The sequence below is a fragment of the Pseudomonas sp. NCIMB 10586 genome (genome assembly GCF_023127895.1).
Taxonomy (GTDB): domain Bacteria; phylum Pseudomonadota; class Gammaproteobacteria; order Pseudomonadales; family Pseudomonadaceae; genus Aquipseudomonas; species Aquipseudomonas synxantha_A.
In genome coordinates this window covers 1-24496 of record NZ_SPKQ01000003.1, presented here as the reverse complement: position 1 = coordinate 24496, position 24496 = coordinate 1, and the positions used below count along the sequence as shown (strand labels likewise).

General features: G+C 58.7%; 20 protein-coding genes. 13 read left to right on the top strand and 7 right to left on the bottom strand.

The genetic code is table 11. From position 1 onward, the window contains the following. Window positions 1-41 precede the first annotated feature (41 nt). Window positions 42-5180, top strand: coding sequence for a DUF6543 domain-containing protein (locus E4P01_RS01145; protein ID WP_216091530.1), 5139 nt, complete (start codon window positions 42-44; stop codon window positions 5178-5180). Window positions 5181-5200: 20 nt separating this feature from the next. On the opposite strand, the gene E4P01_RS01140 is transcribed toward E4P01_RS01145, so the two are convergent. Next, window positions 5201-5470, bottom strand: a complete 270-nt coding sequence (locus E4P01_RS01140; protein ID WP_032875869.1) for a PepSY domain-containing protein — start codon at window positions 5468-5470, stop codon at window positions 5201-5203. A 148-nt stretch (window positions 5471-5618) separates the two neighbouring features. Between E4P01_RS01140 and E4P01_RS01135 the strand changes: the two genes are divergently transcribed. From E4P01_RS01135 to E4P01_RS01105, 7 genes are all read left to right on the top strand, one after another. Then, a complete protein-coding gene (locus E4P01_RS01135; protein WP_032875872.1) occupies window positions 5619-6614 on the top strand; it encodes a FecR family protein in 996 nt (331 codons plus the stop codon). 299 nt (window positions 6615-6913) lie between these two features. After that, window positions 6914-7354, top strand: coding sequence for a hypothetical protein (locus tag E4P01_RS01130; RefSeq protein WP_032875874.1), 441 nt, complete (start codon window positions 6914-6916; stop codon window positions 7352-7354). Continuing rightward, complete coding sequence (locus E4P01_RS01125) at window positions 7354-7902, top strand: adhesin (protein ID WP_078821496.1); 549 nt, start codon at window positions 7354-7356, stop codon at window positions 7900-7902. The genes E4P01_RS01130 and E4P01_RS01125 overlap by 1 nt, the downstream gene beginning before the upstream one ends. 69 nt (window positions 7903-7971) lie before the next feature. Further along, window positions 7972-8709 carry a hypothetical protein gene (locus E4P01_RS01120; RefSeq protein WP_005788658.1) on the top strand — a complete coding sequence of 246 codons (738 nt, stop codon included), beginning with the start codon at window positions 7972-7974 and terminating at the stop codon, window positions 8707-8709. A 60-nt stretch (window positions 8710-8769) separates the two neighbouring features. Next, window positions 8770-9450 (top strand): C39 family peptidase, encoded by a 681-nt coding sequence (locus E4P01_RS01115; RefSeq protein WP_032875883.1) that lies wholly within the window; start codon window positions 8770-8772, stop codon window positions 9448-9450. 37 nt (window positions 9451-9487) lie between these two features. Continuing rightward, window positions 9488-10231, top strand: coding sequence for a hypothetical protein (locus E4P01_RS01110; protein ID WP_078821497.1), 744 nt, complete (start codon window positions 9488-9490; stop codon window positions 10229-10231). A 49-nt stretch (window positions 10232-10280) separates the two neighbouring features. Then, a complete protein-coding gene (locus tag E4P01_RS01105; protein WP_216091531.1) occupies window positions 10281-11597 on the top strand; it encodes an autotransporter outer membrane beta-barrel domain-containing protein in 1317 nt (438 codons plus the stop codon). Between the two features lie 543 nt (window positions 11598-12140). Here E4P01_RS01105 and E4P01_RS01100 read toward each other — a convergent pair. Beyond that, window positions 12141-13463, bottom strand: a complete 1323-nt coding sequence (locus E4P01_RS01100; protein ID WP_078821498.1) for a sigma-54 dependent transcriptional regulator — start codon at window positions 13461-13463, stop codon at window positions 12141-12143. A 344-nt stretch (window positions 13464-13807) separates the two neighbouring features. Here E4P01_RS01100 and E4P01_RS01095 point away from each other — a divergent pair, with 344 nt between their 5' ends. After that, window positions 13808-14068: a hypothetical protein gene (locus E4P01_RS01095; RefSeq protein ID WP_032875895.1), complete on the top strand. Its 261-nt coding sequence runs from the start codon at window positions 13808-13810 to the stop codon at window positions 14066-14068. Between the two features lie 67 nt (window positions 14069-14135). Here the strand turns inward: E4P01_RS01095 and E4P01_RS01090 are convergent, their stop codons facing one another. From E4P01_RS01090 to gnd, 3 genes are read right to left on the bottom strand one after another with little or no spacing between them, the layout of a single operon-like run. Further along, on the bottom strand, window positions 14136-14960 hold the full coding sequence (locus E4P01_RS01090; RefSeq protein WP_216091532.1) for an HAD family hydrolase: 825 nt from the start codon (window positions 14958-14960) through the stop codon (window positions 14136-14138). Continuing rightward, window positions 14957-16480 carry a glucose-6-phosphate dehydrogenase gene (gene zwf, locus E4P01_RS01085; RefSeq protein ID WP_005788671.1) on the bottom strand — a complete coding sequence of 508 codons (1524 nt, stop codon included), beginning with the start codon at window positions 16478-16480 and terminating at the stop codon, window positions 14957-14959. Before zwf ends, E4P01_RS01090 begins: the two co-directional genes overlap by 4 nt. Beyond that, on the bottom strand, window positions 16477-17460 hold the full coding sequence (gnd, locus tag E4P01_RS01080) for a phosphogluconate dehydrogenase (NAD(+)-dependent, decarboxylating) (RefSeq protein ID WP_032875901.1): 984 nt from the start codon (window positions 17458-17460) through the stop codon (window positions 16477-16479). Before gnd ends, zwf begins: the two co-directional genes overlap by 4 nt. 259 nt (window positions 17461-17719) lie before the next feature. Between gnd and E4P01_RS01075 the strand changes: the two genes are divergently transcribed. From E4P01_RS01075 to E4P01_RS01060, 4 genes are all read left to right on the top strand, one after another. Beyond that, entirely contained in the window at window positions 17720-17896 is a 177-nt protein-coding gene (locus E4P01_RS01075; RefSeq protein WP_157243918.1) for a DUF6026 family protein, read from the top strand. 154 nt (window positions 17897-18050) lie between these two features. Then, window positions 18051-19793 (top strand): phosphoethanolamine transferase CptA, encoded by a 1743-nt coding sequence (locus tag E4P01_RS01070; protein WP_103734322.1) that lies wholly within the window; start codon window positions 18051-18053, stop codon window positions 19791-19793. A 127-nt stretch (window positions 19794-19920) separates the two neighbouring features. After that, complete coding sequence (locus E4P01_RS01065; protein ID WP_216091533.1) at window positions 19921-22158, top strand: TonB-dependent siderophore receptor; 2238 nt, start codon at window positions 19921-19923, stop codon at window positions 22156-22158. Between the two features lie 142 nt (window positions 22159-22300). Then, a complete protein-coding gene (locus E4P01_RS01060) occupies window positions 22301-22513 on the top strand; it encodes a hypothetical protein (protein WP_032875909.1) in 213 nt (70 codons plus the stop codon). A 98-nt stretch (window positions 22514-22611) separates the two neighbouring features. On the opposite strand, the gene E4P01_RS01055 is transcribed toward E4P01_RS01060, so the two are convergent. Further along, the gene (locus E4P01_RS01055; RefSeq protein WP_032875912.1) at window positions 22612-23106 is read right to left on the bottom strand and encodes a GNAT family N-acetyltransferase; all 495 of its coding nucleotides are present in this window, start codon (window positions 23104-23106) and stop codon (window positions 22612-22614) included. A 165-nt stretch (window positions 23107-23271) separates the two neighbouring features. Further along, window positions 23272-24378: a cell division protein ZapE gene (gene zapE, locus E4P01_RS01050; protein WP_148853717.1), complete on the bottom strand. Its 1107-nt coding sequence runs from the start codon at window positions 24376-24378 to the stop codon at window positions 23272-23274. Window positions 24379-24496: the final 118 nt, after the last annotated feature.

Below are 24496 nucleotides of genomic sequence, written 5' to 3'. Positions count from 1 at the left end.
CTGCCTACCCTGTGTCTTCCTATTCACGCTGGAGACAGGCGATGACCCGTGTCACCCCGCCCTATTTTTTCGACGAGTTCCTGCTACCCGTCAATCGCTCGACATTGAGCGAGCGCGAACGCGCCCTGGGGTTCACCGTCAAGGATCTGGAATGGCTGCACGGCGTGTATTACGCCAGCGACGCCAGCCGTCAGGATACCCGCCTGCAAAGCCCGCCCATGCGTGTAGAAAAGCTAATGATCAATGTGTCGGGGCAGGTTGCGATCCCACTGGCCGGCGCGTTTGTGATGAGTTCCACGCCCGACGGTGCCAAGGCTCTGCTGTACACGCCTTATGGCGGTATCCAGGTGTTTGACAGCCATGCCTCGCTGCTTGCCGAGGTCAGTCAGGCGTTGGCTGATTCGGTACAGCGCGTGGAGTTGCTGAGTTTTCTGTCGATTGCACAGCGCAACAGTCTGCCGGCGGATAGCGCTCTGACACTGACCACTTCGCCGGTCCTGGGTGCGGTCATGCAAGACCAGGAACAAACCCTGCAGGCCTGCCAACAGGCCAACGTGCAAGCAATGCTTGAGCACTTGCAGAAGACCCCGACCTTGTCCGCCATGCTCGACACATTGCTCGGCATCATGGCGCACCCTCATTTCCCCGGCCTGGATCAGCGGCAAACGCAAGTGAACTGCTTTCTCCAAAGCCCGACGGATGCCGATCGACGCTGGATCGACTCCCTGTCGTTACGTGATGCGTTATTGCAGTTCTATGTCAAACATGCCTGGCCCTTGGGGCAAACTCGCGAATTCATCAACCCCAAGCACGTCACCAGCCACTTCACCCAGCCCCAGTTGCAACAAGACCGCGAGTATTGGGACACGCTCATCGAACAAACCTCCGGTACGCTGTCCAAATTGCTCGAGAGCCTGCTACAGACCTACTGGAACGAAGACATCGACAGCGGCACCTCGCGCCTTGACCTGTTCGCGCAAATCCTGGCTGACAAGTTCCGCCTCGATGTGCTGCTCAAGCGCCAGAACGGCATCCTCAGTACTGACGAAAGCCATATGCTCCAGGCCCTGTTCCTCAGCGACCAGGGCGCTCGCAGCACCTACGCCGCCAAACTGAGCGTGGAAAAAGTGCGCATCTACGCGCCCTACCAGCACTACGTGGAACTGGCCAGTACCCTGATGCTGCATGACAGCCATGCCTACCTTTACACCCAATCCCGTGGCTTGCAGGTACTTAAGGATCTGGATGATCTCAAAGACACGCTATTGACCATGCTCACCGCCGCCGGGCACGAAGATGAACTGCTCAATTTCCTGTCTCTGGACGAGCGCAACACCTTTATCGGCCTGGACCAGATCAACGTTGCCGCACACCCCGTCACCGGGCACGTGTTCACCGACATGATCGAAGACATCGCCGCCAAGCAGACCAGTAATATGAACCATGCCCTGAGCCTCTATCGCAGCAGCGCCGGCCAGGTGGCCCTGGAAGCATTGCTCGATTACGCCCTGGACATCCGCACCATGCTCGACAGTCGCCTGGCCGACCTGGACACCGATGGGCGCTGGACGATACATCCCGTCAGCAGCGGCAATGGCCGCCCCTCCACGGTGCAAGCCGAGCGCGCCAAGCTGCACCTGCAACGCCTGCGCGCTGCCCAAGAAGGATTGCAGATCGAGCGCCTTAAGCACCCGACACTACGCAGCATGGCCACCCTGGCCCTGAACACAGAACTGCAAACCCAACGACTGGACCTCAAGGCCGACGAGATTTATGTCAACACTTACGCGTCCCGCGCCGAGCAGCGTGAGGAGCGCGCGCCTGTGTCTTCGCTGAGCATGGTTGAACATTTCATCGAGCGCCTCGGCCAGAAGAGCAAGCCGCTCCCAGTGTCTTCCAGAACTGGGTTTTACGCAGAACGCAACCAGGGTGTCGCCCTGAAGCTCAATAACATGCCCCTCAAAACCTTCAACAACATGATCGAACGGGTCTTGAACGTGTTTGCCGGCCACGAGATGCGTGAACTCCCGCGCCTGTTCCTGAACAATATCCGCGATAAACACGCGCACTCGATGCTGTTGGGCTTGCGCAGCGAGGCTGAACTGCGACTGCTGGGTAAAACGCTGACGCACCGCAGCAACGCCATTCTTGATGCGGTCCTGCGAACTGACAGCCTGGCGCGCCTGACCCGACATGGGATCAACGGGTTTCTGCCGGATGCTTATGCGCTGGCATTGCACAAGGGTACGTCCGACGCGCTGCTGCCGCTGGCCAATCTGTTTGTACTGACCGAACGTGGCGGCCTTGACCCCAAGAATTCGGGCCAGGCGATCCTATGGACGCCTCGGCGTGGTCATGAGGTTTTTGCGTCGGTCTCGGCCCTGCGCGAGGCGCTCACCCAGCGCCTGGCGCATCCGATCAAACGACTGTCGCTACTGGAGAATCTGTCATTGTCCCAGCGCGTGCCTCATCAGGCGTATCGCCTGGCTGCGCTGCAACGTATTGACGATAACCTGCTGGACAATCGCCTGAAAACCTACGGCGATTACGTCATGGACTCGGTAGACCGACTGCTGGCCATGGACTTGCCGGCGCGCGCCGTGCAGGACCGCCTGGATGAGATCCTGCAGATCCCGGCGCCCACCAACCTTGCACGAGCCAAGGCGCTGGCCGATGCCATGGTCACCCAGCAGGCCCTGCCCGTGTGGCTGGCAATGGCGCCCGCCAAGGAGCAGATCTACCATGCAGAACTGCTTGAGCAATACCACAACAGCGCCCCGGAAGAGGAAGACTACCTGCAGGGCGTCCTGTCCCTGCGCGAGCACACCTTTGGCGCCCTGAGCAAGCTGCTCCAGGCACGCTTCCCCGAACACACAATCAGCCCCGATGACGTGCTGATTCCCGTGCACCAGGCCCTCGACATCCATGACTACAGCCTGACCGATTTTGCCTTGCGCCATTTGCCGGACCTGAACAACCAGACTATCGGCCCGCGATCGCGCACCGCCACACCGCTGCCGGACACCCTGGATGCCAATGCGCTGGTTCAACTGGTGCGGCAACTGGACTTGAAATCGGTGTACCAAAAGCGATTGCAAACCGAGATGGACACCCGCACGGAAGCTGCACGCAAACGGCGGCGCCTGTTCTGTCGGCAACTGCCATGGCAGGTGTTGCAATACGCCCACGAGCAACATCTGCAAGAACGCCTGTCAAACAAGGCCTTGGGCTTGGTCCAGCAGGTGTTCGACATGCCTGACGGCCTGGCACGTGCGGCGTTGAAGGACGTATCGACGCTGATCCGGCCCGTTGAGCTGGTGGCGACTGCAGGCGCTACTGCCGCCAAGGTATTGGGCATGTACCTGATCAGCCCTGGAAGCAAAGAGGCCGGTCCGGTAGTGCTCTATGCGCCCTACAGTGAAAACCACGTGCTCAAGCAATATGACAACGAGCAAGCGCTGCTGGATGAAGTGGAGCGACCAGGGGAACTGCAGGACTGGGTCATCCAGCACTTGGAAGATCCGCACCAGGCCGTTTACCGCAGCTTGCTGCAAAACAACCTTCATCGCTCTTCGGATATGAGCCTGGCCTCATCTGCCGTGACCGGCAACCTGCTGCACTATTTATTCAGTGAGAACACGCTGATCCTGCTAAAAATGCTCGCCTGCCAGTTCGAAAAAGGCTCCAAGCTGCTTTGGGATAAAGTGGTGGGCGTGTTCGGCAAGGGCATACCCACGGCAGTGCACTTCATGGCGGGCAAACTCGCCTATCCACTTGTGGTCTGGCGCAGCTACCAGTTAGTCAAGCGCTCGGCTGAAGCGCTGCAACTGCACCAGTGGAAAGCCGCGATGAAGGACTTCAGCCTGGCCGTGGTGCAAATGGCCGCCCTGTACAGCGAGCTTGATGGCAGCGAAACCCCACCGCCTGATGACGCTGACCTGGTCGACCTGCCGGAAGGCGGCCTGCCCACCGCCACTGCCCCGGGCCTGCGGGACGTCACCGCCACTTCCCGCACGCGGTTGCAGCGCTTGGAGGGCTACGACATCGCCCTGGAGGACCTTGAGCTGGACACCTCCACCCATGTCTACAAGGATAAGGCGAGCGCCAAGAGTTACGTGCCGCTGGCAGGCAAGGTGTATCCGGTGAAGAAAACCAAGGAGCACTGGCGCCTGGACAACGACGATCAGCAGGGCCCCTACGTTGGTCGCAATGCTGATGGCAAATGGGTAATGGACCTGAGCATACACAAGCCCCGCTTCGGCCAGGCCTGGACGCGGCAAAAAGTGCGACGAGCCGAAAGGCGCGACATCAATATTGAAGCGCAGGGCATAAGGGCGATCGCTGCAGTGTCAAGCTGGAAAGCCCAAGTCATCGACGAAGCCTTGAACGTATCGACTTACTACGCCGTCAACTGCAAGCGCAACATCCATCACTTTGCAGAGCTGCTCAAGCCTGATAGCCGGGTAGGCCTGTTTTTGTGCGACCTGTTCGGCACTCTCAATCTGAACCCGGCCCAAGTGAAGAAAATCGAGGACATCATCGATGGAATACTGGATGAGCTAAGCGACCCCACCTTGATCGGGCCTGACTCAATGCGCTTTGTCAGCGGGGAAAGCGTGAAAGCCCCCACCACTGATTACGCGATGGTGCTTCTCGGTGACAGCGAGCGCAAAGTGTACCTGTTCGAAAGGTTCTTCCATCCAAACCTGGCTGAATACGCCACCATACTGAGTGAACCTTTCGACATGTTCGCCCATGCCAGAGCCTCTACCCTGATCCATGAGCTGACGCATCTGCGGTTCAAGACAGAGGACATTGCCTACCTGCGGAGCCTAGAGCCATTCCGAGACCTGATCGATACGGCAAAGCCGGGTGCTCAGGCGGTGAAGACGCGCCAAGATGATTTGCAAACGAGCGGGCTGTCGACGTTGACGCCGGCAACTATGCTATTCAAGGCATGGGATGACATATCCAATACCTGGGAGGATTACGGCTTTTCCACCGCCACCAGCTTCCTCAAACGCAGAGTCCTGAATATCACGGGTGCCAAGACCCTGAATGAGGCCCGAGAGGTTTTCATGAGCAATGTCGACAAGCGTATTGACGTCATTCTATCCAACGCCGACTCAGTCAGTTACCTGATTACACATCTGGGGAGAATGCTGGATGAGGGGGCCTGAGCAGGCCCCCAACACGTGAATCAATCTTTCTGGTCGCGCAGGACATTGCCCGAGGCGCCGTCGATTCGTGCTTCATACACCACGCCGTCGGATTTACGGCCTTTGACTTCCCAGTAGCCGTCGTTATCGGCTTCGGCGGCGTAGACCTCGACATACCCAGCCTTGGTCTTCGCCACTTCAATAGCTTTTTCAATCGGAATCCAGCCCGCACCCGGCTTGTCTGCCAGCGCAGCGCCGGCGCTCAACAGCGCGGTGGTTGCACACAGGGCGGCTAAGGTTTTCTTCAACATTTTCGTACTCCTTGGTGGATGACAGTGTGTTTCCTGATTTTTTAGGCGCGTTTAAACAAGAATAAGTTCCAATTGATATGCAATCGCCATGATGCTGTTCTCGCCGTAAGGCTCGGGGGGGTAGAATGTGGGAAATCAGGATGAATAAATGAGCGAAAAGTCCCTTTCAGAAGCCGAATACGACGCCATCACCGACGCCGCTGCGCATTGGTGTATGCGTGTGCATGCCAGCGACTGCACGGCGGCTGAACGTCAGGCCTTCGAACATTGGCACGATGCCCACCCGCTGCACGCCTTCGAGTATGCCGCGATGTTGGAAATCTGGGACGTGGCCGATCATTTGCCCCGCAATGCGCCTGCACCGCTTGTGGTGCCGCTCAAGCCTCGTAAACGCTGGCGCTCTTATGCGGTGGCAGCCGCTATCTGCCTTGCTGCTCTGCCGCTGGCCGCCTTCACGGGCTGGGAAGCCGGTTGGTTGCCAAGCTCATACGAGCGGTTTGACGCCACCAACGGGCTGCGCAAAGTTACCCTCGGTGACGGCAGTGAGGTGGAGTTGAACCTGGGCACCGAGCTGGTCTACAGCCACTACAAGGATCGTCGCCAGGTGAAGTTGGCCAAGGGCGAAGCGTTTTTCAACGTCACCCACGACAGCGAGCACCCGTTTATCGTGCAGGCTGGCGAAGGCCAGGTTCGGGTGACGGGCACCCAGTTCAATGTGTGGAAGTATGAAGACCAGGTGCGGGTAATGTTGCTGGAAGGCTCGGTGCAGATCACCAGCGACGCGGTGCATGGCAGCGTGCCGTTGACTCCGGGGATGCAGGCCAGCTACCACCGCGGCGACGCCACGCCGCAAGTCGCCGCGATCAAACCCAATGACCCTGCGCTTGCCTGGCGTACGGGCAAGCTGGTGCTTGATAACCTTGCATTGGCCGATGCGTTACCGCTGATCAACCGATACCTGAACAAGCCAGTGATGCTGGCGGATGCTGGCACCGGGAGCATTCGCATTGGTGGCATCTATAACCTCAGCGAGGTCAACAACCTCATCCCTTCCCTGCCCAAGGTCCTGCCGGTCTACCTGACCCGCAACCAGGATGGCAATCCCGTACTCAACTCCATCCCGGGTAAAACGCCCAAGGGTTGAGGCGCGTTTTTTTTACTTCAGTGTCCACTTTTGAAACACCTCGGTACGCTGAATCGCCCAGCGGCTGCGGATTCATGCATCTGTCATCGAGACTGTTTCATCGCTGACACAGTTGAAGAGTGTGGCCGGGCATATCGCGCCGCCCAGCGACTGTTTCATGCTTGAAACACTGCTATCGGCGATGCGCGCAGAAAAATCGCAACCTATTGAGTTTCAAACGTAAACGAAAAGCGGCACGGGTTCTGCTCTTTCCCTGATAACGCTGTTTAGGGTCAGCGTTCAGAAAAAGGACTGCCGCCGTGATCACACTCACACACGCCTCGATAACCGTACTGCTGATCAGCTGCGTGCTCAGCGCCGGCATCAGCCATGCGGGCGATGGCGTTATCGTGACAGGGCGAACCGTGCAGGGTCACATGTACGGACGCACCTCCCTCCCCGATCCATACCCCACCACTGCCAACGCCAACCCCAGCAAAGAAATCATCAGTGCCACCTCTGGCGAACTCAGTGATCGGGACATTGGCGGCATCCGCAGCGGTTCTGGCCTTGCGCGATCCATCCAGCCCAACGGCAACCTGTCTGGCCTGGGCGCCACGCAAAACAGCCTGTCGACCCAGGGCGCCGGTGCAGCCGCCGGCCATGGCGCGGGCAGCAGCATGGCTGGACAGATCAATGGTTCGATCCAGCGCGGCATGGCGCCCTTGAACAATCTGGGCAACATGCTGGGGGGCAAATGATGAAGCGCATCCTGTTGACCATCGCCCTGCTGGGCAGCGCCTCGGCAATGGCCGACAACACCGCCGTTATCAACAACAGCGGCCAACAGTACGAAGGTGTGCTGTCGATCAACCAGGCCGCCGGCAACCAGCAACAGATGTCCAACAGCCGCGCAATCGCGCTCGATGGCCAGGCCACCAATGTGAATATCCAGCGGCTCGACGGCAACGTCGACCCGTCCTTGAGTGCCAAGGTGGCGATTCAGGGCGCTTCATTTATCAATGGCAACGGCGTGCTGGGCGTTAACCAGTCGGCCGGGGCCAATAACCAATCAATCAACGCGGTGCGGATCAGCCTCAACCCTGGCCCGCAAAGCATCGATGACAGCGTCCTGTTGCAACAGAACACGACGCAGTTGACCGACTCAGGGCTCACCCCCACCACTGGCAGCCGCCAGGTCGCGACCAGCGACCAGGCCTTCACCGGCAGCCGAGGAGTGATTCAGGTGAACCAGAGTGCCGGGGTGGGGAACCGAGTGGCTAACACCCTGGGCATCACTATCAAGTAACCGCTTGGTAGACGTTAGTTAGACCGTACCAACACTTAACCCAACTAATTAGAAGCAAGGAGAAACACCATGAAACCTCAAATGGCTCTGAAACCTCTGGTTTTCGCTCTCGCCGCACTCATGGCAGCAGCTGCTCAAGCGGGTGGCTGGCACCCAGCGCCTCAACCAACGGGCGTAATTGCTGCTGTCGTCACGGATGTACAAAACAGCGCAGGCAATAAATTCAACGACACCAAAACCGAAAACAACGCGTCTGCCGATGACTCCGTCAATGGCAACAGCGGTAACGTCGGCGTCAACGTGCAGTCTGGCAGTGGCAACCAGGCCGACAACTCTGCCGCCATCTCCAGCGCCAAAGGCGATGCAGCGACCGTGTTCGGCGTGGTCGACGTGAATCAAAACAGCGGGCTGAACAGCTTCATCAACAAAGGCACGCAAAACAACTCCTCCCTGGATAATGCTGTTAACGGTAACTCCGGCAACGTCGGTTACAACGGCCAGTCCGGTCAAGGCAACCAAGGTAAAAACAACCTGGCTATCGTGACCGCTGACGGGAAAAATATCGCGGCGGCAGCCAATACCGAACAAAACTCGCTTGCCAACAACTTCCTCAACACCGCCGCCAGCAGCCACGGCTATGGTGGCAAAGCTCAATACGTGTCGAACAATTCCAGCCTCGACAACTCGGTCAACCGCAACTCCGGCAACGTAGGCGTCAACCTGCAATCCGGTGCGGGCAACCAGGGCAGCAACAGCCTGTCGATCGGCCAGGGTTGCACTGTGTGCAGCAGCGGCGTGCGCTTCTGATCCAACGGGGCCTTGGCAACAAGGCCCTTTTTATTTCAGTGTCCAACAGGTCATTCGATCATGCGTATCGCGACCCTCACCCTCTTGATGTTGCTCACCGGCACGACCTGGGCAGGCACCATGGCGATTTCCGCCATGCCCGGCGGTGCGGTGATCTTCAAGAAGGTCGAGAGCATCCGTGAGCGCCGGTTCGCCAACCTGGTGGAACAGAAAACCGATTTCAGCTGCGGTGCCGCGGCACTCGCGACCATCCTGCGCCAGGCCTATTGGCTGGACGTCGACGAAGACCACATCATCAAAGGGATGCTGGTAACCGCCGACCAGGACCTGGTGCGCACCCAAGGCTTTTCCATGCTGGATATGAAGCGCTACCTCGAAAGCATCGGTATGCGTGCCCGCGGCTACAAGATCGCACCCGATACCCTGGTGACGGTGAAGATTCCCGTGGTGGTGCTGCTGGAGATTCGTGGCTACAAGCACTTCGTGGTGATGCAGCGGGCCGACAAGGACTGGGTGTATATCGGCGATCCCGTGCTGGGGCACAAGCGCTATTCCCGTGACGACTTCGTCAAAGGCTGGAATGGCATTGTGTTTGCCGTGCTGGGTGAAGGTTACGACAAGGCCAACGTCTTGCTTGACCCGCCCACTCCGCTGACGGCCAAGAACCAGTTGAACGAGTTCCGGCCCGTGGGCGATGCCGAGTTGATGGATTTCGGTTTTATCCAGAGCGACTTCTTCTAGAAGCGCAATAAGGGGCAGGACGCCCCAGGAGCAGCAGATGAGCACTTTCCGTTGGCTGACGGTCTTGTGTCTGGCAGCCTCTATACCCGCCTATGCTTCATCGGCTTTCAAACCGATCGAACTCAATGATGCGCAGATGGCCGACTTGCGTGGCCGTTACGTAATGCCGGGGCGCATCATCAGCTTCGGCATTGTCATGAGCAGCACCTGGACCAACGCCGTCGGTGACCGCATTACCGGCACGGCCAACATGCAGATCGACAAGACCACCGTTACTCCGCAATTCTATGTGCAAACCACCGGCTCCACGGGTAACGGCAGCCTGCCAAACACCGGAACCGGGAATGTGGTCGGTGGCGCCGGCCTCGGCAGCGGCCAGGGCGTAACCCAAAGCGTGCGCACCGCAGGCGATGGCAACACCGCCTACAACGATGTGGGCATCAGCATCGAGAATGGCGTCGCCCCCGCCAGTAACCTGCAAACGGGGCAAGTGCTGATGGCCGGCGGCACCGTGACCGGCGACAGCGCGGCGGGCCGCGTCAGCGTTTCGGCCAACAACGGCGGCGTACAGATGGCGATCCAGGCCAACCACAACCAGGGCAACAGCCTGCAGCAGATCGGCGGCGGCAATGTGCTGCAGGGAACGGTGCTGACCGGCAACAGCAACCTTGTCAGAAACATCACCCAACTCAACGTCGTGATGAACAATAACGGCTTGAACAATGGCGCGTTGAACTGCAATTTGGATCAACTCAAAGGCCTACGCACGCTCGGTTATTGAACTACGCTGACCCTCGACACTTTCGCATTAGAACAGGACGGCTTATTTCATGCATCGATCGTTATCGCTACGCGCGGTGATTTGTTTAAGTACGCTCTTGCCCGCATCCGTGCTGTATGCCGCGCCAGACGCCGATATCGAAACCCTGAAAAAGGAACTGCTGGAACTCAAGCAACGCTATGACGTGCAGCAAAAAGCCTTGGCCGTACTGGAGCAACGCGTGCGTCAGGTAGAGGATCAACCCGCAGCGCCCGCCCCCAAGCGCTTGGCCAAATCACCTGCCGACTTCAAGCAAGGCGCTAACGCTGTCGCCGCCACGGGTACCGGTGCAGCCGCAGCGTCAGGTGGTGCAGGCGGTGCAGGCGGTGGCGGCAGCTCCTACGGCCAATCCCTCAAGGACGACTCGGCCCCTGCGCAAAGTGTGAGCAACCTGTACAACGAGGCCAGCGGCTTTTTCGGCAATGGCAAGTTCAGCGTGGAAACCGGCATCACCTATGCCCGTTACGATGCACGCCAATTGACCCTCAATGGCTTCCTGGCGCTGGACTCGATCTTTCTGGGCAATATCAACCTGGACCGGATCAAGTCCGACAGTTGGACCCTGGACCTTACCGGGCGCTACAACGTCGACAACCGCTGGCAGTTCGATCTGAACGTCCCCGTGGTGTACCGCGATTCGACCTACCAGTCCGGCGGCGCCGGCAACGATGCCACCGCCACCTCGGAAGCCTCGGTGACCCGCGACCCTACGATCGGTGACGTCAACTTTGGCGTGGCCTACAAGTTCCTCGACGAAACGCCGACCTTGCCGGATGCGGTAGTGTCTGTGCGCGTCAAGGCGCCCACGGGTAAAGAGCCGTTCGGCATCAAGCTGGTCAGGCAACCCAATAACGACAACCTCTACTTGCCGGAAAGCCTGCCTACGGGCAACGGGGTCTGGTCGGTTACACCGGGCATTTCCCTGGTCAAGACCTTCGACCCGGCGGTGCTGTTCGGTTCGCTGTCGTATACCCACAACTTCGAAGACTCGTTCGATGACATCAGCAGTGAAGTCAACCAGAAGGTGGGGGGCAAAGTACGCCTGGGCGACAGCTTCCAGTTCGGTGTCGGTGTGGCGTTCGCCTTGAACGAGAAGATGAGCATGTCGTTCTCGGTTTCCGATCTGGTGCAGCGCAAGAGCAAGCTCAAGCCGGACGGCGGCGACTGGCAATCGGTGGTGTCCAGCGATGCCAACGCGGGTTATTTCAACGTAGGCATGACGATTGCCGCCTCGGATAACCTGACCATTGTGCCGAACCTGGCGATCGGGATGACCGATGATGCGCCGGACTTTACGTTCAGCCTGAAATTCCCGTACTACTTCTGACCGCGAAAAAGTGGGAGGGGCAAGCCCGCGAAGACGTCGGCCCAGCAAACATTGATGTTGGTTGATCCACCGCTATCGGGGCATAGGTATCTACACAACTTTGCAGTCGCCAATGGCAACCACGATGCGAAGCGAGCCGTTCTTGATCTTGATCTGCTTTTGATCTTAGGCGCCCCGTTAAACCACGCTGGCCGGAATTCGACAGGGATTTGGGGGGTAAACCGGCAGGGATGCCGGTTTAGCCGCCCCGCGCCATGGATGGCGCGTGGCGGCGGCCCCCCAAATCCATCGCGGATTACGGGCACACCGAGCCCAGGCGAGGTGCCGAGTGGTGGGGCAAGAGCCTTTTGGTTACTTTTGGGCTCTTCTTTTCAAAAGTGACCCGCTGTAAGAGCGGAACCAGTAGCAGCCGTTACCCAAATAACGGATATGTACTCGGTCTAATCCAACATCCCGGCCGGTCCTGAGGCCGCCATCGGGAGCAAGCTCCCTCCCACAGCGGATCTGCGCTTAAGTGACCGGCATTACCCTCCACAACCCGCCTTAGCGGATCTGGTGCTTGTGCAGTAGCCGGTAGAACGTCGGCCGGGAAATCCCCAGCACACGGGCTGCAACACTGAAATTATCGCTGTGCCGATTGAGCACATCGCACAACGCCTGGCGTTCGGCGCGGTGCTTGTAGTCTTCCAGTGTCGCCATCGGCGGCGAAAGTACCTGCTGGCCTTGCAGCCCCAGGTCCACGGCTTCGATCTGGCGCCCTTCGGCCAGCACCAGACCGCGGCGCACACGGTTGGCCAGCTCACGCACATTGCCCGGCCACGGGTGTTGCCCCATCGCCACCAATGCCTCTTCGCTGAAGCTGCGCGGGCGTCGGCCGGTTTCCTGGCTGTAGAAACGCGAAAAATGATTGGCCAGCATCGCCACGTCACCATGGCGCTCGCGCAATGGGGCCGTGACTACTTGCAAGACATTGAGGCGGTAATACAGGTCTTCGCGAAAGGCGCCCTTCTCCACCGCGGCTTCAAGATCCACATGGGTGGCTGCCAGCACCCGCACATCCACCGAAATGGGTTGGCTGCCGCCGACGCGCTCGATATGTTTTTCCTGAAGAAAGCGCAACAGGTTGGCTTGCAGCTCCATCGGCAAATCGCCGATTTCATCCAGAAACAACGTGCCACCGTGGGCCGCCTCAATCCGTCCGACCTTGCGCTGATGTGCGCCGGTAAAGGCGCCCTTTTCATGGCCGAACAGTTCCGACTGGATCAGATGTTCAGGGATCGCCCCACAGTTAATCGCCACAAACGGCTTGGCGTGGCGCTGGGATTGTCGATGAAGGGTCTTGGCGACCAGCTCTTTGCCGGTGCCGCTGTCGCCACGAATCAGTACCGGCGATTCGGTGGGCGCCAACTTCGACAACAGTTTGCGCAGTTCACGAATCGGGCGGCTGTCGCCTAACAACTCGTGGGCTTCATCTACCGGCACGACACCCTTGCCCCGCAGTCGCGCCATGCCAAACGCACGCCCAATGGTCACCTGGACCCGAGCCACATCGAACGGCAAGGTATGAAAATCGAAGAACCATTCGCAGACAAAGTCTGCGACATTCTGCAAACGCAGGACTTCAGGACTGAGCACGGCGATCCACTCGGTACCGCTGCGGCCAATCAACTCCTTGACCGCCTCGGGGCGTTCCAGATGGCAGGGCTGCAAGCGGAGCAGGCCCACATCGCAAGAACGATCCCCCACCGCCTGCAATGCACAGCTGTCAACTTCCCAGCCGGCAGTGCGCAAGCCGGGTAGTAGCCTGTGACAGTCATCACAGGGCTCGACTACCAGCAAGCGGCGTTGAACAGGTGTCACAATCATGACGATTCCTTGGCGCCAAGATTATTAAAGTTATTTAGAAACAAGGATTTGGGGCGCCTGGCGCTAACCCTAGCAAGATCTTGACGCTCACCTTGTACTATTTCGCTATAAGTGCGGGCAAAAAGCCATGTGTGTTTAATCGGGGGCAAAAAGTTTGCTGCTGCCGAAACTTTCAATCAGCTTTCAAAACAGCCGCTTACATGACGTTAGTCAGGGAAAGTTAAAATTTCTTGCTCTAGCATGTGACCCGCACCCCACCATCGTGCATCAGTACAAGTAACCCACCGCACGGTCAGCCCAACCGCCGGTACTCACTTGAATGGGCATACAGAGAGAAGACCCAAATGAACGCTCCGCTGCGCATCAACGAAGCTCTTTTGATTGCAGACCGTGCCTTCCAACCCTTTCAGTGCGTGGCCTGGCACGATGGCAATGGCGCCCTCAGCCTCAGCGTCATCGACCGTACCAACACCCGTATCGGCAGAAAACAGCTGTCGTCGACTGCCTATACCGACCCGGCTCAACTTGAAGACCTGTTGTTGCAGGCTCGCGCCGAGCTCGACAAAGATGGCTACCAGTTACAGTCCTGGGCAATGCCGAAGTAATTCAATGCGGCAACTTCCAGCCAACGTCAAACATCGGCTGGAAGTTGTGCAATAACACTTCAAGTACTTAGCGTGCCGCGAGAATAAACCGCTCGAATGCCTCGGCAGCCCCGTCCTCGACGTTGCTGCCGGTCACCACATTGGCCTGGCGCTTGACGGTTTCTTCAGCCTGACCCATGGCAATCGACAACCCAGCCACGTGAAACATCGCCGGATCGTTGCCGCCGTCGCCGATGGCGGCGGTCTGGTTCAGCGGCACGCCAAGGTGCTCGGCCAGGGTTTTCAAGGCTTCGCCTTTGTTAGCCAGCATTGCGGTCACGTCCAGATACACCGGCTGCGAACGCGATACCTGAGCCAAACCTTGTACCTTGGGCTGCAACTGCGCTTCCAACTCCACCAGCAACTGCGTGTTGTTACTGGCCGCGACAATCTTGTCGACCCGGTCCAGGTAGGGCTCGAAACTCTCCACGACCACCGGGCCATAGCCCAAGCCATCAGCTTCGCGCTGCATCATTGGCCCTGGCGGGTCGCGGCGCAGCCAATCGCCGTCGGCAAACACCCACACCTCCACGTCCGGCTCGGCAGAAAACAGCGCCAGGGTGACCAGTGCCGCGTCTGCCGGCAAATGGTGAGCCACCAGGATACTGCCATCCGGGTTGACCAGCGTGCCGCCGTTGAAGCCGGCCACCGGCACATCGATGCCAAACGTCTCGATCAAATGCAGCATCGCCTTGGGCGGACGCCCGCTGGCGAGGCTGAACAGCACCCCGGCTTCACGCATCGCAGCAATTACGTCGGCGGTGCGCTGACTGAGGCTGTGGTCGGGGTGCAACAGCGTCCCGTCTACATCACTGAGGACAAAGCGGATGGGATGAATCGTTACGTCACTCATCCGAGGCTGTGCCAGGTGCGGCCGTCACGAGCGAGTAACGCATCCGCTGCCACCGGGCCATCTTCGCCAGCCTTGTAGGCCTGGATACCGTCGTCTTCCTTCCATGCATCCAGGAACGGCTGCACGGCGCGCCAACCGTTCTCGATGTTGTCGGCACGCTGGAACAACGTCTGATCGCCGGTCAAACAGTCGTAGATCAGGGTTTCGTAACCTGTCGAGGGCTGCATCTCGAAGAAGTCCTTGTAGTCAAAACCCAACTCGATATTGGCCATCTCCAGAGTCGGCCCAGGCTTCTTGGCCAGCAGGTCGAACCACATGCCTTCGTTCGGCTGGATCTGGATTTTCAAGTAAGTGGGCTTGAGCTCATCGACTTCGGTATCGCGAAATTGCGCATAAGGCGCCTGCTTGAAGCAGATCACGATCTCGGTGTCGCGGATGCTCATGCGCTTGCCGGTTCGCAAGTAAAACGGCACACCGACCCAACGCCAGTTATCAATCATCACTTTGAGCGCAACGAAGGTCTCGGTGCTGCTGTCGGGTGCGACGTTGGCTTCTTCGCGATAACCGGGCAATGGCTTGCCAGCGATTTCGCCAGCGGTGTACTGACCACGCACGGAGTTGGCCCGCGCATCTTCCAGCGACCAGGGGCGAATTGCACCGACCACCTTGGCTTTCTCACCGCGCACCGCATCGGCGCCGAAGGCTGCCGGCGGCTCCATGGCGACCATCGCCAGCAGCTGGAACAGATGGTTGGGCACCATGTCGCGCAGTGTGCCGGTTTTTTCGAAAAAGTTACCTCGGGTTTCAACGCCGACGGTTTCAGCCGCGGTGATTTGCACGTGATCGATGTAATGGTTGTTCCAGAACGCTTCGAACAGCACGTTGGAGAAGCGGCTGACCAGAATATTCTGCACCGTCTCCTTGCCCAGGTAATGGTCGATGCGGTAGATCTGCTTCTCGCTCATCACCTTGAGCAGGCACGCGTTCAGCGCCTCGGCGGTGGCCAGGTCGGAGCCGAACGGCTTCTCGATAACCACACGCCGAAAGCCATCGTCCGTTTCATTCAACAAACCGGCACTGCCCAGGCGCTGCACCACTTCACTGAAGAAGCGCGGCGCAGTGGCGAGGTAGAACACGGCGTTGCCGGTGCCGCTGTCGGCGATCTTCTGCGCAATATCCGCGTAGGTGCCGTCGTCGAGGAAGTCGCCCTCGACATAGCTGATGCCCTTGGCCAGTTGCGCCCACAGCGCAGGGTCCAGGGCATGTTCAGCATTGCCCCGGACCTTGCTGGCGGCTTCGGTGCGAATGAAATCCTCAAGCTTCTTGGCGAAGTCTGCGTCGCTGATGGCGTTGTGATCAACGCCGACAATACGCAGGCCATCGCCCAGCAACCCGTCGCGGCTCAGGTTGTACAGCGCCGGCATGAGCAGGCGCTTGACCAGGTCGCCATGGGCGCCAAACAGAAACAACGTGGTAGGTGGAGCAGGTTCGGCCTTGGGTTTCTTGCCGTTGGCGGTCATTTTTTGGAGGTCTCCACATGGCCGCCAAAGCCAAAGCGCATGGCAGACAGCATTTTGTCGCCGTAGGTGCTCTGCTGGCGGGAGCGGAAACGCGCAAATAGCGACGTCGACAGCACCGGTACCGGCACCGCTTGTTCCATGGCCGCTTCGATGGTCCAACGGCCTTCGCCGCTGTCCGCTACCGAACCGGAGTAACCATCGAGTTTCGGGTCGGTGGCCAGGGCGTCGGCGGTCAAGTCCAGCAGCCACGACGACACCACGCTGCCACGGCGCCAGACTTCGGCGATATCGGCAACGTTGAGGTCAAAGCGCTGATCCTCCGGCAGGTTTTCCGAGTTCTTGGTCTTGAGGATGTCAAAACCTTCGGCGAACGCCTGCATCATTCCGTATTCAATGCCGTTGTGGATCATCTTGACGAAGTGACCGGAACCCGCCGGGCCTGCATGGATATAACCGTGCTCGGCGCGTGGGTCGGCTGCGGCCGAACGGTCCTTGGTGCGCGGGATATTGCCAAGGCCAGGGGCCAGGCTCTTGAAGATCGGGTCCAGGCGCTGCACGGTCTCGACGTCGCCGCCGATCATCATGCAATAGCCACGCTCCAGGCCCCAGACGCCGCCGGAAGTGCCGACGTCAACGTAGTGCAGGCCCTTTTCAGCCAGGGCCTTGCCGCGACGTACATCATCCTTGTAGTTGGTATTGCCGCCGTCGATGATCACATCGCCGTCTTCGAGCAGCTCGCTCAAGGCATTGATGGTGTCTTCGGTGGGGGCGCCCGCCGGCAACATTACCCAGACCGCACGGGGCTTTTGCAGGCCAGCCACCAGGGCATTCAAGTCGGCGACGCCAGTGGCGCCCTCCTCGCTCAAGGCTTTGACGAAGGCTTCGTTACGGTCGTATACAACGGTGGTATGCCCATTGAGCATCAGGCGCCGCGCAATGTTACCGCCCATGCGGCCTAGTCCGATAATCCCCAGTTGCATGTGCTGATGCTCCTAACTTCTAAAAAATGTGTGACATAGTTTATAGCGCAATGAGGCTAATGAGGGTTAGTCCAGAGCAGATCCGTGTAGTTTCATGACAAAAAAGTTGCCATCGTTTCACCATCACCGCCTGAAAAGTCACACGACCGCCAAAAATAAAAAAGTTCCCTTGCTGCAAAAAAGAATTCAAACTTGCTTCCGACTGTTGCCCAAACCCTGTTTGAGCAGCGCGATCTACCGGCTATTTGCGAGGTAAGCAATGAGCACAGCACAGATGACCCGCCCGCCACAGACCCTCTACGTCAGCATCCGTCGCGATGAATTGCGCCAGTTGAAGGACGAGCGCGATCAGTTGCAACAGGAAGTCCTGCGTCTGCGTTCACACCTTCAAGCCCAGCTCGAGCTGCCATCCCAGGCCAAGCCGGCGCTCTGCTGAACGCACCTGGTCAGTTTGTAAGGCAATACCTACGGAAAACTCACAAAGTTTTCACACACTTATCCTGATACTCCCGCCCGCGATGCCGCTCACGTTCTGAGCGGCCCGATGTCGCGCGACTCTGCGCGACGATCATTGACTGATGGGGCGCTGGATGGCGATGTTCAAACGCAGCACGACGACTGCGAAAGGCTTTGATTGGGCCGGCCTTGGTTGGCTATTCCTGTTTTTCTGGTATTTCTCGGGTATTACCCAGCTTCTTATCCAACTGACCGGCACGTCCGGCTTCAGTGGTTTCCGCCAGGCATTCTTCATGAGTGCACTGTGGCTGGCGCCGATGTTGCTGTTCCCGCGCAAGACACGCCTGCTTGCCGCCTTGATCGGTGTGGTGTTGTGGGCCTGCTCCATGGCCAGCCTGGGTTACTTCTTCATTTACCAGCAGGAGTTCTCCCAGAGCGTCATCTTCATCATGTTCGAGTCGAACATCTCCGAAGCGGGCGAATACGCGACCCAATATTTTGCCTGGTGGATCGTGCTGGCGTTCATAGCCCACACCGCCTTCGCTATCTTCCTCTGGACGCGCCTGCGCCCGGTGTACCTGCCTCGCGGCCAGTCGATCGTGGCGGCCATCGCCATTGTCCTGGCGGTTGTGGGCTACCCGCTGGTCAAGCAAATCGCCACCAGCGAAACCATGGAATTGGCCATTGATCGTTTCGAAACCCGTATCGAGCCTGCCGTGCCTTGGCAGATGATCGTCGCCTACCGTCGCTACACCGAACAGCTGGACAATATGCAGGGCATGCTCAACAGCGCCAGCCAGATCCCGCCATTGAAGAACCTCAAGGACAGCATGGCCGGCCAGCCGTCCACGCTGGTACTGGTAATCGGCGAGTCCACCAACCGCCAGCGCATGAGCCTGTACGGTTATCCGCGCAACACCACGCCGGAACTGGACAAGCTGCGCGACCAACTGGCCGTGTTCGATAACGTCATCACCCCTCGCCCCTATACCATTGAAGCGCTGCAACAGGTGCTGACCTTTGCCGATGAAGAAAACCCGGACCTGTACCTCAAGACGCCGTCGATTGTCAGCGTGATGAAACAGGCCGGCTACAAGACCTTCTGGATCACCAACCAGCAGACCATGACCAAGCGCAACACCATGCTCACGACCTTTTCCGAACAGGCCGACGAGCAGGTGTACCTGAACAACAACCGCAACCAGAACGCCCGCCAGTACGACGGCGATGTGCTGGCGCCTTTTTCCAAGGCCCTGGCCGATACCGCCGAGCGCAAGTTCATCGTGGTGCACCTGCTGGGTACTCACATGAGCTACCAGTACCGTTACCCGCCGACGTTCGACAAGTTCACCGACCGCCAGGGCGTGCCGGCCGGTGTCAGCGACGCGCAGTTGCCGACTTACAACAGCTATGACAACGCAGTGCTGTACAACGACTTCGTGGTCTCCAGCCTGATCAAGGACTACGCCAAGACCGACCCCAACGGCTTTTTGCTGTACCTCTCGGACCACGGCGAAGACGTGTTCGACTCCGCCGGCCACGACACCCTGGGCCGCAACGAAGGCAAGCCGACTGCACCGATGTACACCATCCCGTTCATGGCCTACGCCTCACCGAAGTGGCGCGAAAGCCACGACTGGAGTTTCGCCGGCGACCTGCAACGGCCTTACAGCAGTTCGCAGTTGATCCACACCTGGGCCGACATGGCAGGCTTGAGTTTTGACGAACTGGACCACAGCAAGAGCCTGGTCAGCGACAGCTTCAAGCCTCGGCCCTTGTTGATCGGCAACCCTTACGAAACCAAGCAGAAGGCCCTGATCGACTTCAGCCTGATCAAGCCGAAGAAGGCCAATGGCGCCGAAGTGGTGGCGAAGTAATCAGGGGCCCTGCAACACAAAGATAACAATCATTCTCGTTTAAGCCTAAAGTTCCACACCTCCTTTCGTCTTTGAACCATGCCCTCCCACCCCGGGAGGGTTAAAAGACGACAAGGAGTCTGCCGCAATGTTCGCGCCTTTTACCCGTTCCATGACCATTACCTTCGGTCTGTTCAGTCTTGCGCTGAGCCCGGATCTGCTGGCTGAAATCGACCCCGGACAAGCCTCCAGCAAAGCCCTGGAGCTGGGCGCGACCACTATCAGCGCCGACGGCCTTGGGTCCACCACCGAGCACACCGGTGCCTACACCACCGGTTCGATGAATACCGCCACCCGCCTGAACCTTTCCATCAAGGAAACCCCGCAATCGATCTCGGTGATCACACGCCAGCAGATGGATGACTTCAACCTCAACACCTTGACCGAAGTGCTGCGCCAGACCACCGGCATCAACGTTCAACATAACGATTCGGACCGTGTCTACTACTCCTCCCGCGGTTACGGCATCAACAACTTCCAGGTTGATGGGATGCTCAACACATTCGGCTACATGAAGTCCGACGCCGACACCATCATCTACGACCGTATCGAAGTGGTACGCGGCGCCACGGGCCTGACCACAGGCGCGGGCGACCCATCGGCCACCGTCAACATGGTGCGCAAGCGCCCTACTGCCCAATGGCAGGCACAGACCGGTGTGAGTGGCGCCAGCCATGACAACTACTACAGCTACATCGACGTAGGTGGGCCTTTGGCGTTCGACGGTAAGCTGCGCGGGCGTAGCGTCCTGGCCTACCGTGACAGCAAATCCTTTCGCGATAACTATGGGCTGCAGCGCGCAGTTGGCTACGGCATTCTCGAAGGTGACCTTTCAGACGACACGGTGCTGGCTGTAGGTTTTGATTACCAGGACAAACAGGTACAAGGCACCTCCTGGGGCACTGTGCCCTACTGGAACAGCCAGGGCGGCAAGGCAAGGTTGCCTCGCTCCACCAATATGGCGGCGCACTGGAGCTCCTGGCCGCTGACTGACAAGACCACCTTCGCCACCCTCGACCATCGGCTCGGCGGCGACTGGCATTTGAAGGCTGCCTATACCCATCGCCAAAGTGACACCGACGGCAAGGTCTACTACGGCGGCACCGGTTTTCCCAATGCGGACCGCAGCGGCATGACGGCCTGGGCCAGTCATATGCGCGGTACGTCGCGGATGGAAGCCATCGACTTCAACCTGGCCGGCAGCTACACCCTGCTGGGCCGCGAACACGGGTTGATGATGGGCTATGGCGAGGCCGCCCAACGGGACGTCTCGCCCTTTATGCGTAACGACCTGCCTGCCAGCTACTACCCCATCGAGGATTGGAAGCACATGGGCGATATCGGCAAGTTCGCCGACACGGTCACCGACCTCAAGGGCGAACACAGCAAAAAACAGCAGAAAGCCGGCTACCTCGCCACTCGACTGAGCCTTACAGACCGCTTGCACGCCGTGCTGGGTAGCCGCTACGGCAGCTGGGAGCTGGAAAGCGCCACGCCTGAATACAACGACAATGATCAACTGACGGCTGCCGGCAAAACACGCCAGACCCACAACGACATGTGGACGCCCTACGCCGGGCTGCTCTATGACATCACCCCGCAGTACACCGTTTACGCAAGCTACACCGATATCTTCAAGCCGCAAGACAGGCGTGACGTCAACAAGAAGTACCTGGAACCGGTGGTGGGCAGCAATTATGAGGTGGGGCTCAAGGGCAGCCTGCTCAATGAACGTCTGAACCTGGCGGCCGCCTATTTCTGGAGCACCCAGGACAACGTTGCAGAGCGCGATGACTCGGTCCCTCCCAACCTCGTCACTGGCGAGGAGTACTACAAGTCTGGCGGCAAGGGTAACAAGGTCAACGGCTTCGAATTGGAAGCCGCAGGCGAAATCCGGCCGGACTGGAACCTGACCGCCGGCTACACCTACACCCACTCGCTTAATGGCTCAGACAAACGTACCAATACGGGCCAGCCCTTGAACCTGTTGAAGGTCTCCAGCGCCTATCGCCTGCCGGGCGCATGGCGCAACCTCACCGTCGGTGGCGCGGTGAACTGGCAAAGCGAAATCTACGATTTCGGTAACCGGCCCACAGGGGCACGCAATAGCGAAGGTCGGCCGATAACCACGCGGGCGAAGATCACGCAACAGGGTTACACCGTGGTCAACCTGATGTCACGCTACCAGTTCGACGAACACGTTTCCGCCTCGGTTAACGTTAACAATCTATTTGATAAAAAATATTACGAACGTGTCGGCTTTTATAATGGTGTGTATTGGGGTGACCCGCGATCTATCACGCTTGCATTGGACTGGAAGCTGTAGTCGCTCCCTGCGAAGTTAACAAAATCGTTAACTTCGCAGTGCCTGTCAGTTAATTCCCACTTAATAAGATAGCGCCATAGTCGCTCCATGATTCTGATCAAGGAACGGCCAGACACCTATCACTCTTAATGGGAATACCGCGATGAAAATCTCGACGTTGATGCTTGCCAGCCTGATGACCCTGACCTCCGCCGCTGCCTTCGCAGAGGGCGGTTCAGAGCGTTCGAAGGAGTTCTACGACAACTTCAGCTTCATTCAACAGCAAACTCACGGCACAGCAGAGCAACGAATGGCCTCTGCCGACGGGAAGACGTTGAAAGTCGATACCGTCAGCCAGGAACAACCGAACAGTTGATTTAATGCTTAGTTAATCCGTAATACCCTGCGCCATCCCGCTCCGTTGGCAAAGGTTTATTGGGCGCCATCTAATGGCGCCTTTTTTTCGCCAGTCATTTATGACAGCGACTTGCTCCAAAACAACATATGGCCATACTTCGGATCAAATACTGAATCATCGAACCCGAACTTGCGATACGCCGATTGCGCCAGTTCATTGCCCTCTAGCACTTCCAGAGTAATCTTGCAGCAGCCCCTCTGGCGGGCGATTTCTTCGACCTTCTGCAGCATTTTCTGGCTCAAGCCCAAGCCACGAAACTGTTCCCTCACCATCACATCGTGAACGTTGACCAGCGGGCGGCAAGCAAACGTCGAGAAGCCCTCAAAACAATTGACCAACCCCGCCGGTTCGCCACCGACAAATGCCAGCACGCTGAACGCATGAGGACGCTTGGCCAGTTCAGCCGGCAGTTGCTGCAACAGATCGGCTGACAAGGCGTGGCCGCCGCCCATCGGGTCTTGCGCATAGTGGTTGAGCAGCAAGCCGATGGCGTTGGCGTGCACCTCGTTGGTATAGCTGGCTTGCAGCACCAGGATGTCTGGGGTGTCCATTTCCTTCCTCGATAACGACAACCAGGGATTCGTTCCCCTTTGAGAGCCTCGATTGTAAGCGTGGAGTCGGCAGTAGATGAAGGAGATTAACTACAAATATCTGACAGAAATTGCGAAGGTTGCTCGCATCAAATCGCGCAAAAGCCCCTGGAGTGGGGATTTTTCCTAGACAGCAAAGCGCTGCAGTTGCATCTCTTGCAAGCGGCTCAGGGTGCGACGAAATGGAAACTCCAGGTAGCCTTCGGTGTACAGGCACTCCAAGGGCACCCGGGCCTCGATAAAGAGTGGCACCTTGCGGTCGTAGCATTCGTCCACCAAGGCGATAAAGCGCCGCACGCTGTCATCATGAACCGACAGTTGCGGCAATTGGCGGTCCCCGGCCATCACACGCTCGGCGCCGTCCTCGGTGCCACGGGCAATCCGCCCCGGGCGCTGTTGGGCGCTGAGGTTCGGGACCTCACCCAGGAGGATGGCCTCGAAGCGATCGCACAGCAGCATGAAGTCCATCGCGGCCAGGGGTTGCTCGCACAGTTCGGCGTAACGACACCAGAGCACCGTATCACTGGCCTGCACCGCCACAATGGAGCGGTACCCCACGCTCACCGCCCCGCTGCTTACGGCCTGGCCTTGGCTCAATTGCTTGAACACCGCAGCCAGTGCATTCGGTTGATTCACCCAATAGCGTTGCTGCCCCACCCCCGGATGCAGGCGATGATCTTCGCCACCGTCCACCGCCACCACTTGCATATGCTGCTGGAGCGCGTCGATGCCCGGCAGAAAACGCTCGCGATTGAAGCCATCGGCATACAACTGATCAGGCGGCTGGTTGGAGGTGCACACCATTACCACGCCTTGCTCGAACATCACCTGGAACAGCCGCCCGAGGATGATCGCGTCGCCGATATCATTGACAAACAGTTCATCGAAGCACAGCACGCGCACTTCCTGGCTCAGCTCCTGAGCCAGCGCCCGCAAAGGATCCTGGGTTCCGGTGAGCTGGAACAAGCGCTGATGCACCCACCCCATGAAGTGATGAAAATGCTGACGCCGCGCGGGCACACGCAGGCTTTGGTGGAACTGGTCCATCAGCCAGGTCTTGCCACGCCCCACCGGCCCCCACAGATAGACCCCGGCAACTGGCGAATGGCCTTGATGCAACCCCTCGTGACAGGTTTGCAAAGCCTGCACCGCCCGACGCTGGGCGTCGTCGGAGACGAACCCTTGCTGGGCGATAGCGTGCTGGTAGGCAATGAGGGGCGAGTCGAACGTCATGTCAGATGCTGCTCTGCGGACTAAATATGAGAGGGGGCACGCCCCGTTGAGCCTGGTTTGTAGTCACCAACCGTAACCACGATGCGAAGCGAGCCGCTCTTGATCTTGATCTGCTTTT

Excerpts from the sequence above, each read along its gene's own strand:
- E4P01_RS01145 (WP_216091530.1), top strand. The coding sequence starts at position 42 with ATGACCCGTGTCACCCCGCCCTATTTTTTCGACGAGTTCCTGCTACCC.
- E4P01_RS01140 (WP_032875869.1), bottom strand. The coding sequence starts at position 5,470 with ATGTTGAAGAAAACCTTAGCCGCCCTGTGTGCAACCACCGCGCTGTTG.
- E4P01_RS01135 (WP_032875872.1), top strand. The coding sequence starts at position 5,619 with ATGAGCGAAAAGTCCCTTTCAGAAGCCGAATACGACGCCATCACCGAC.
- E4P01_RS01125 (WP_078821496.1), top strand. The coding sequence starts at position 7,354 with ATGAAGCGCATCCTGTTGACCATCGCCCTGCTGGGCAGCGCCTCGGCA.
- E4P01_RS01120 (WP_005788658.1), top strand. The coding sequence starts at position 7,972 with ATGAAACCTCAAATGGCTCTGAAACCTCTGGTTTTCGCTCTCGCCGCA.
- E4P01_RS01115 (WP_032875883.1), top strand. The coding sequence starts at position 8,770 with ATGCGTATCGCGACCCTCACCCTCTTGATGTTGCTCACCGGCACGACC.
- E4P01_RS01110 (WP_078821497.1), top strand. The coding sequence starts at position 9,488 with ATGAGCACTTTCCGTTGGCTGACGGTCTTGTGTCTGGCAGCCTCTATA.
- E4P01_RS01105 (WP_216091531.1), top strand. The coding sequence starts at position 10,281 with ATGCATCGATCGTTATCGCTACGCGCGGTGATTTGTTTAAGTACGCTC.
- E4P01_RS01100 (WP_078821498.1), bottom strand. The coding sequence starts at position 13,463 with ATGATTGTGACACCTGTTCAACGCCGCTTGCTGGTAGTCGAGCCCTGT.
- E4P01_RS01095 (WP_032875895.1), top strand. The coding sequence starts at position 13,808 with ATGAACGCTCCGCTGCGCATCAACGAAGCTCTTTTGATTGCAGACCGT.
- E4P01_RS01090 (WP_216091532.1), bottom strand. The coding sequence starts at position 14,960 with ATGAGTGACGTAACGATTCATCCCATCCGCTTTGTCCTCAGTGATGTA.
- zwf (WP_005788671.1), bottom strand. The coding sequence starts at position 16,480 with ATGACCGCCAACGGCAAGAAACCCAAGGCCGAACCTGCTCCACCTACC.
- gnd (WP_032875901.1), bottom strand. The coding sequence starts at position 17,460 with ATGCAACTGGGGATTATCGGACTAGGCCGCATGGGCGGTAACATTGCG.
- E4P01_RS01075 (WP_157243918.1), top strand. The coding sequence starts at position 17,720 with ATGAGCACAGCACAGATGACCCGCCCGCCACAGACCCTCTACGTCAGC.
- E4P01_RS01070 (WP_103734322.1), top strand. The coding sequence starts at position 18,051 with ATGGCGATGTTCAAACGCAGCACGACGACTGCGAAAGGCTTTGATTGG.
- E4P01_RS01065 (WP_216091533.1), top strand. The coding sequence starts at position 19,921 with ATGTTCGCGCCTTTTACCCGTTCCATGACCATTACCTTCGGTCTGTTC.
- E4P01_RS01060 (WP_032875909.1), top strand. The coding sequence starts at position 22,301 with ATGAAAATCTCGACGTTGATGCTTGCCAGCCTGATGACCCTGACCTCC.
- E4P01_RS01055 (WP_032875912.1), bottom strand. The coding sequence starts at position 23,106 with ATGGACACCCCAGACATCCTGGTGCTGCAAGCCAGCTATACCAACGAG.
- zapE (WP_148853717.1), bottom strand. The coding sequence starts at position 24,378 with ATGACGTTCGACTCGCCCCTCATTGCCTACCAGCACGCTATCGCCCAG.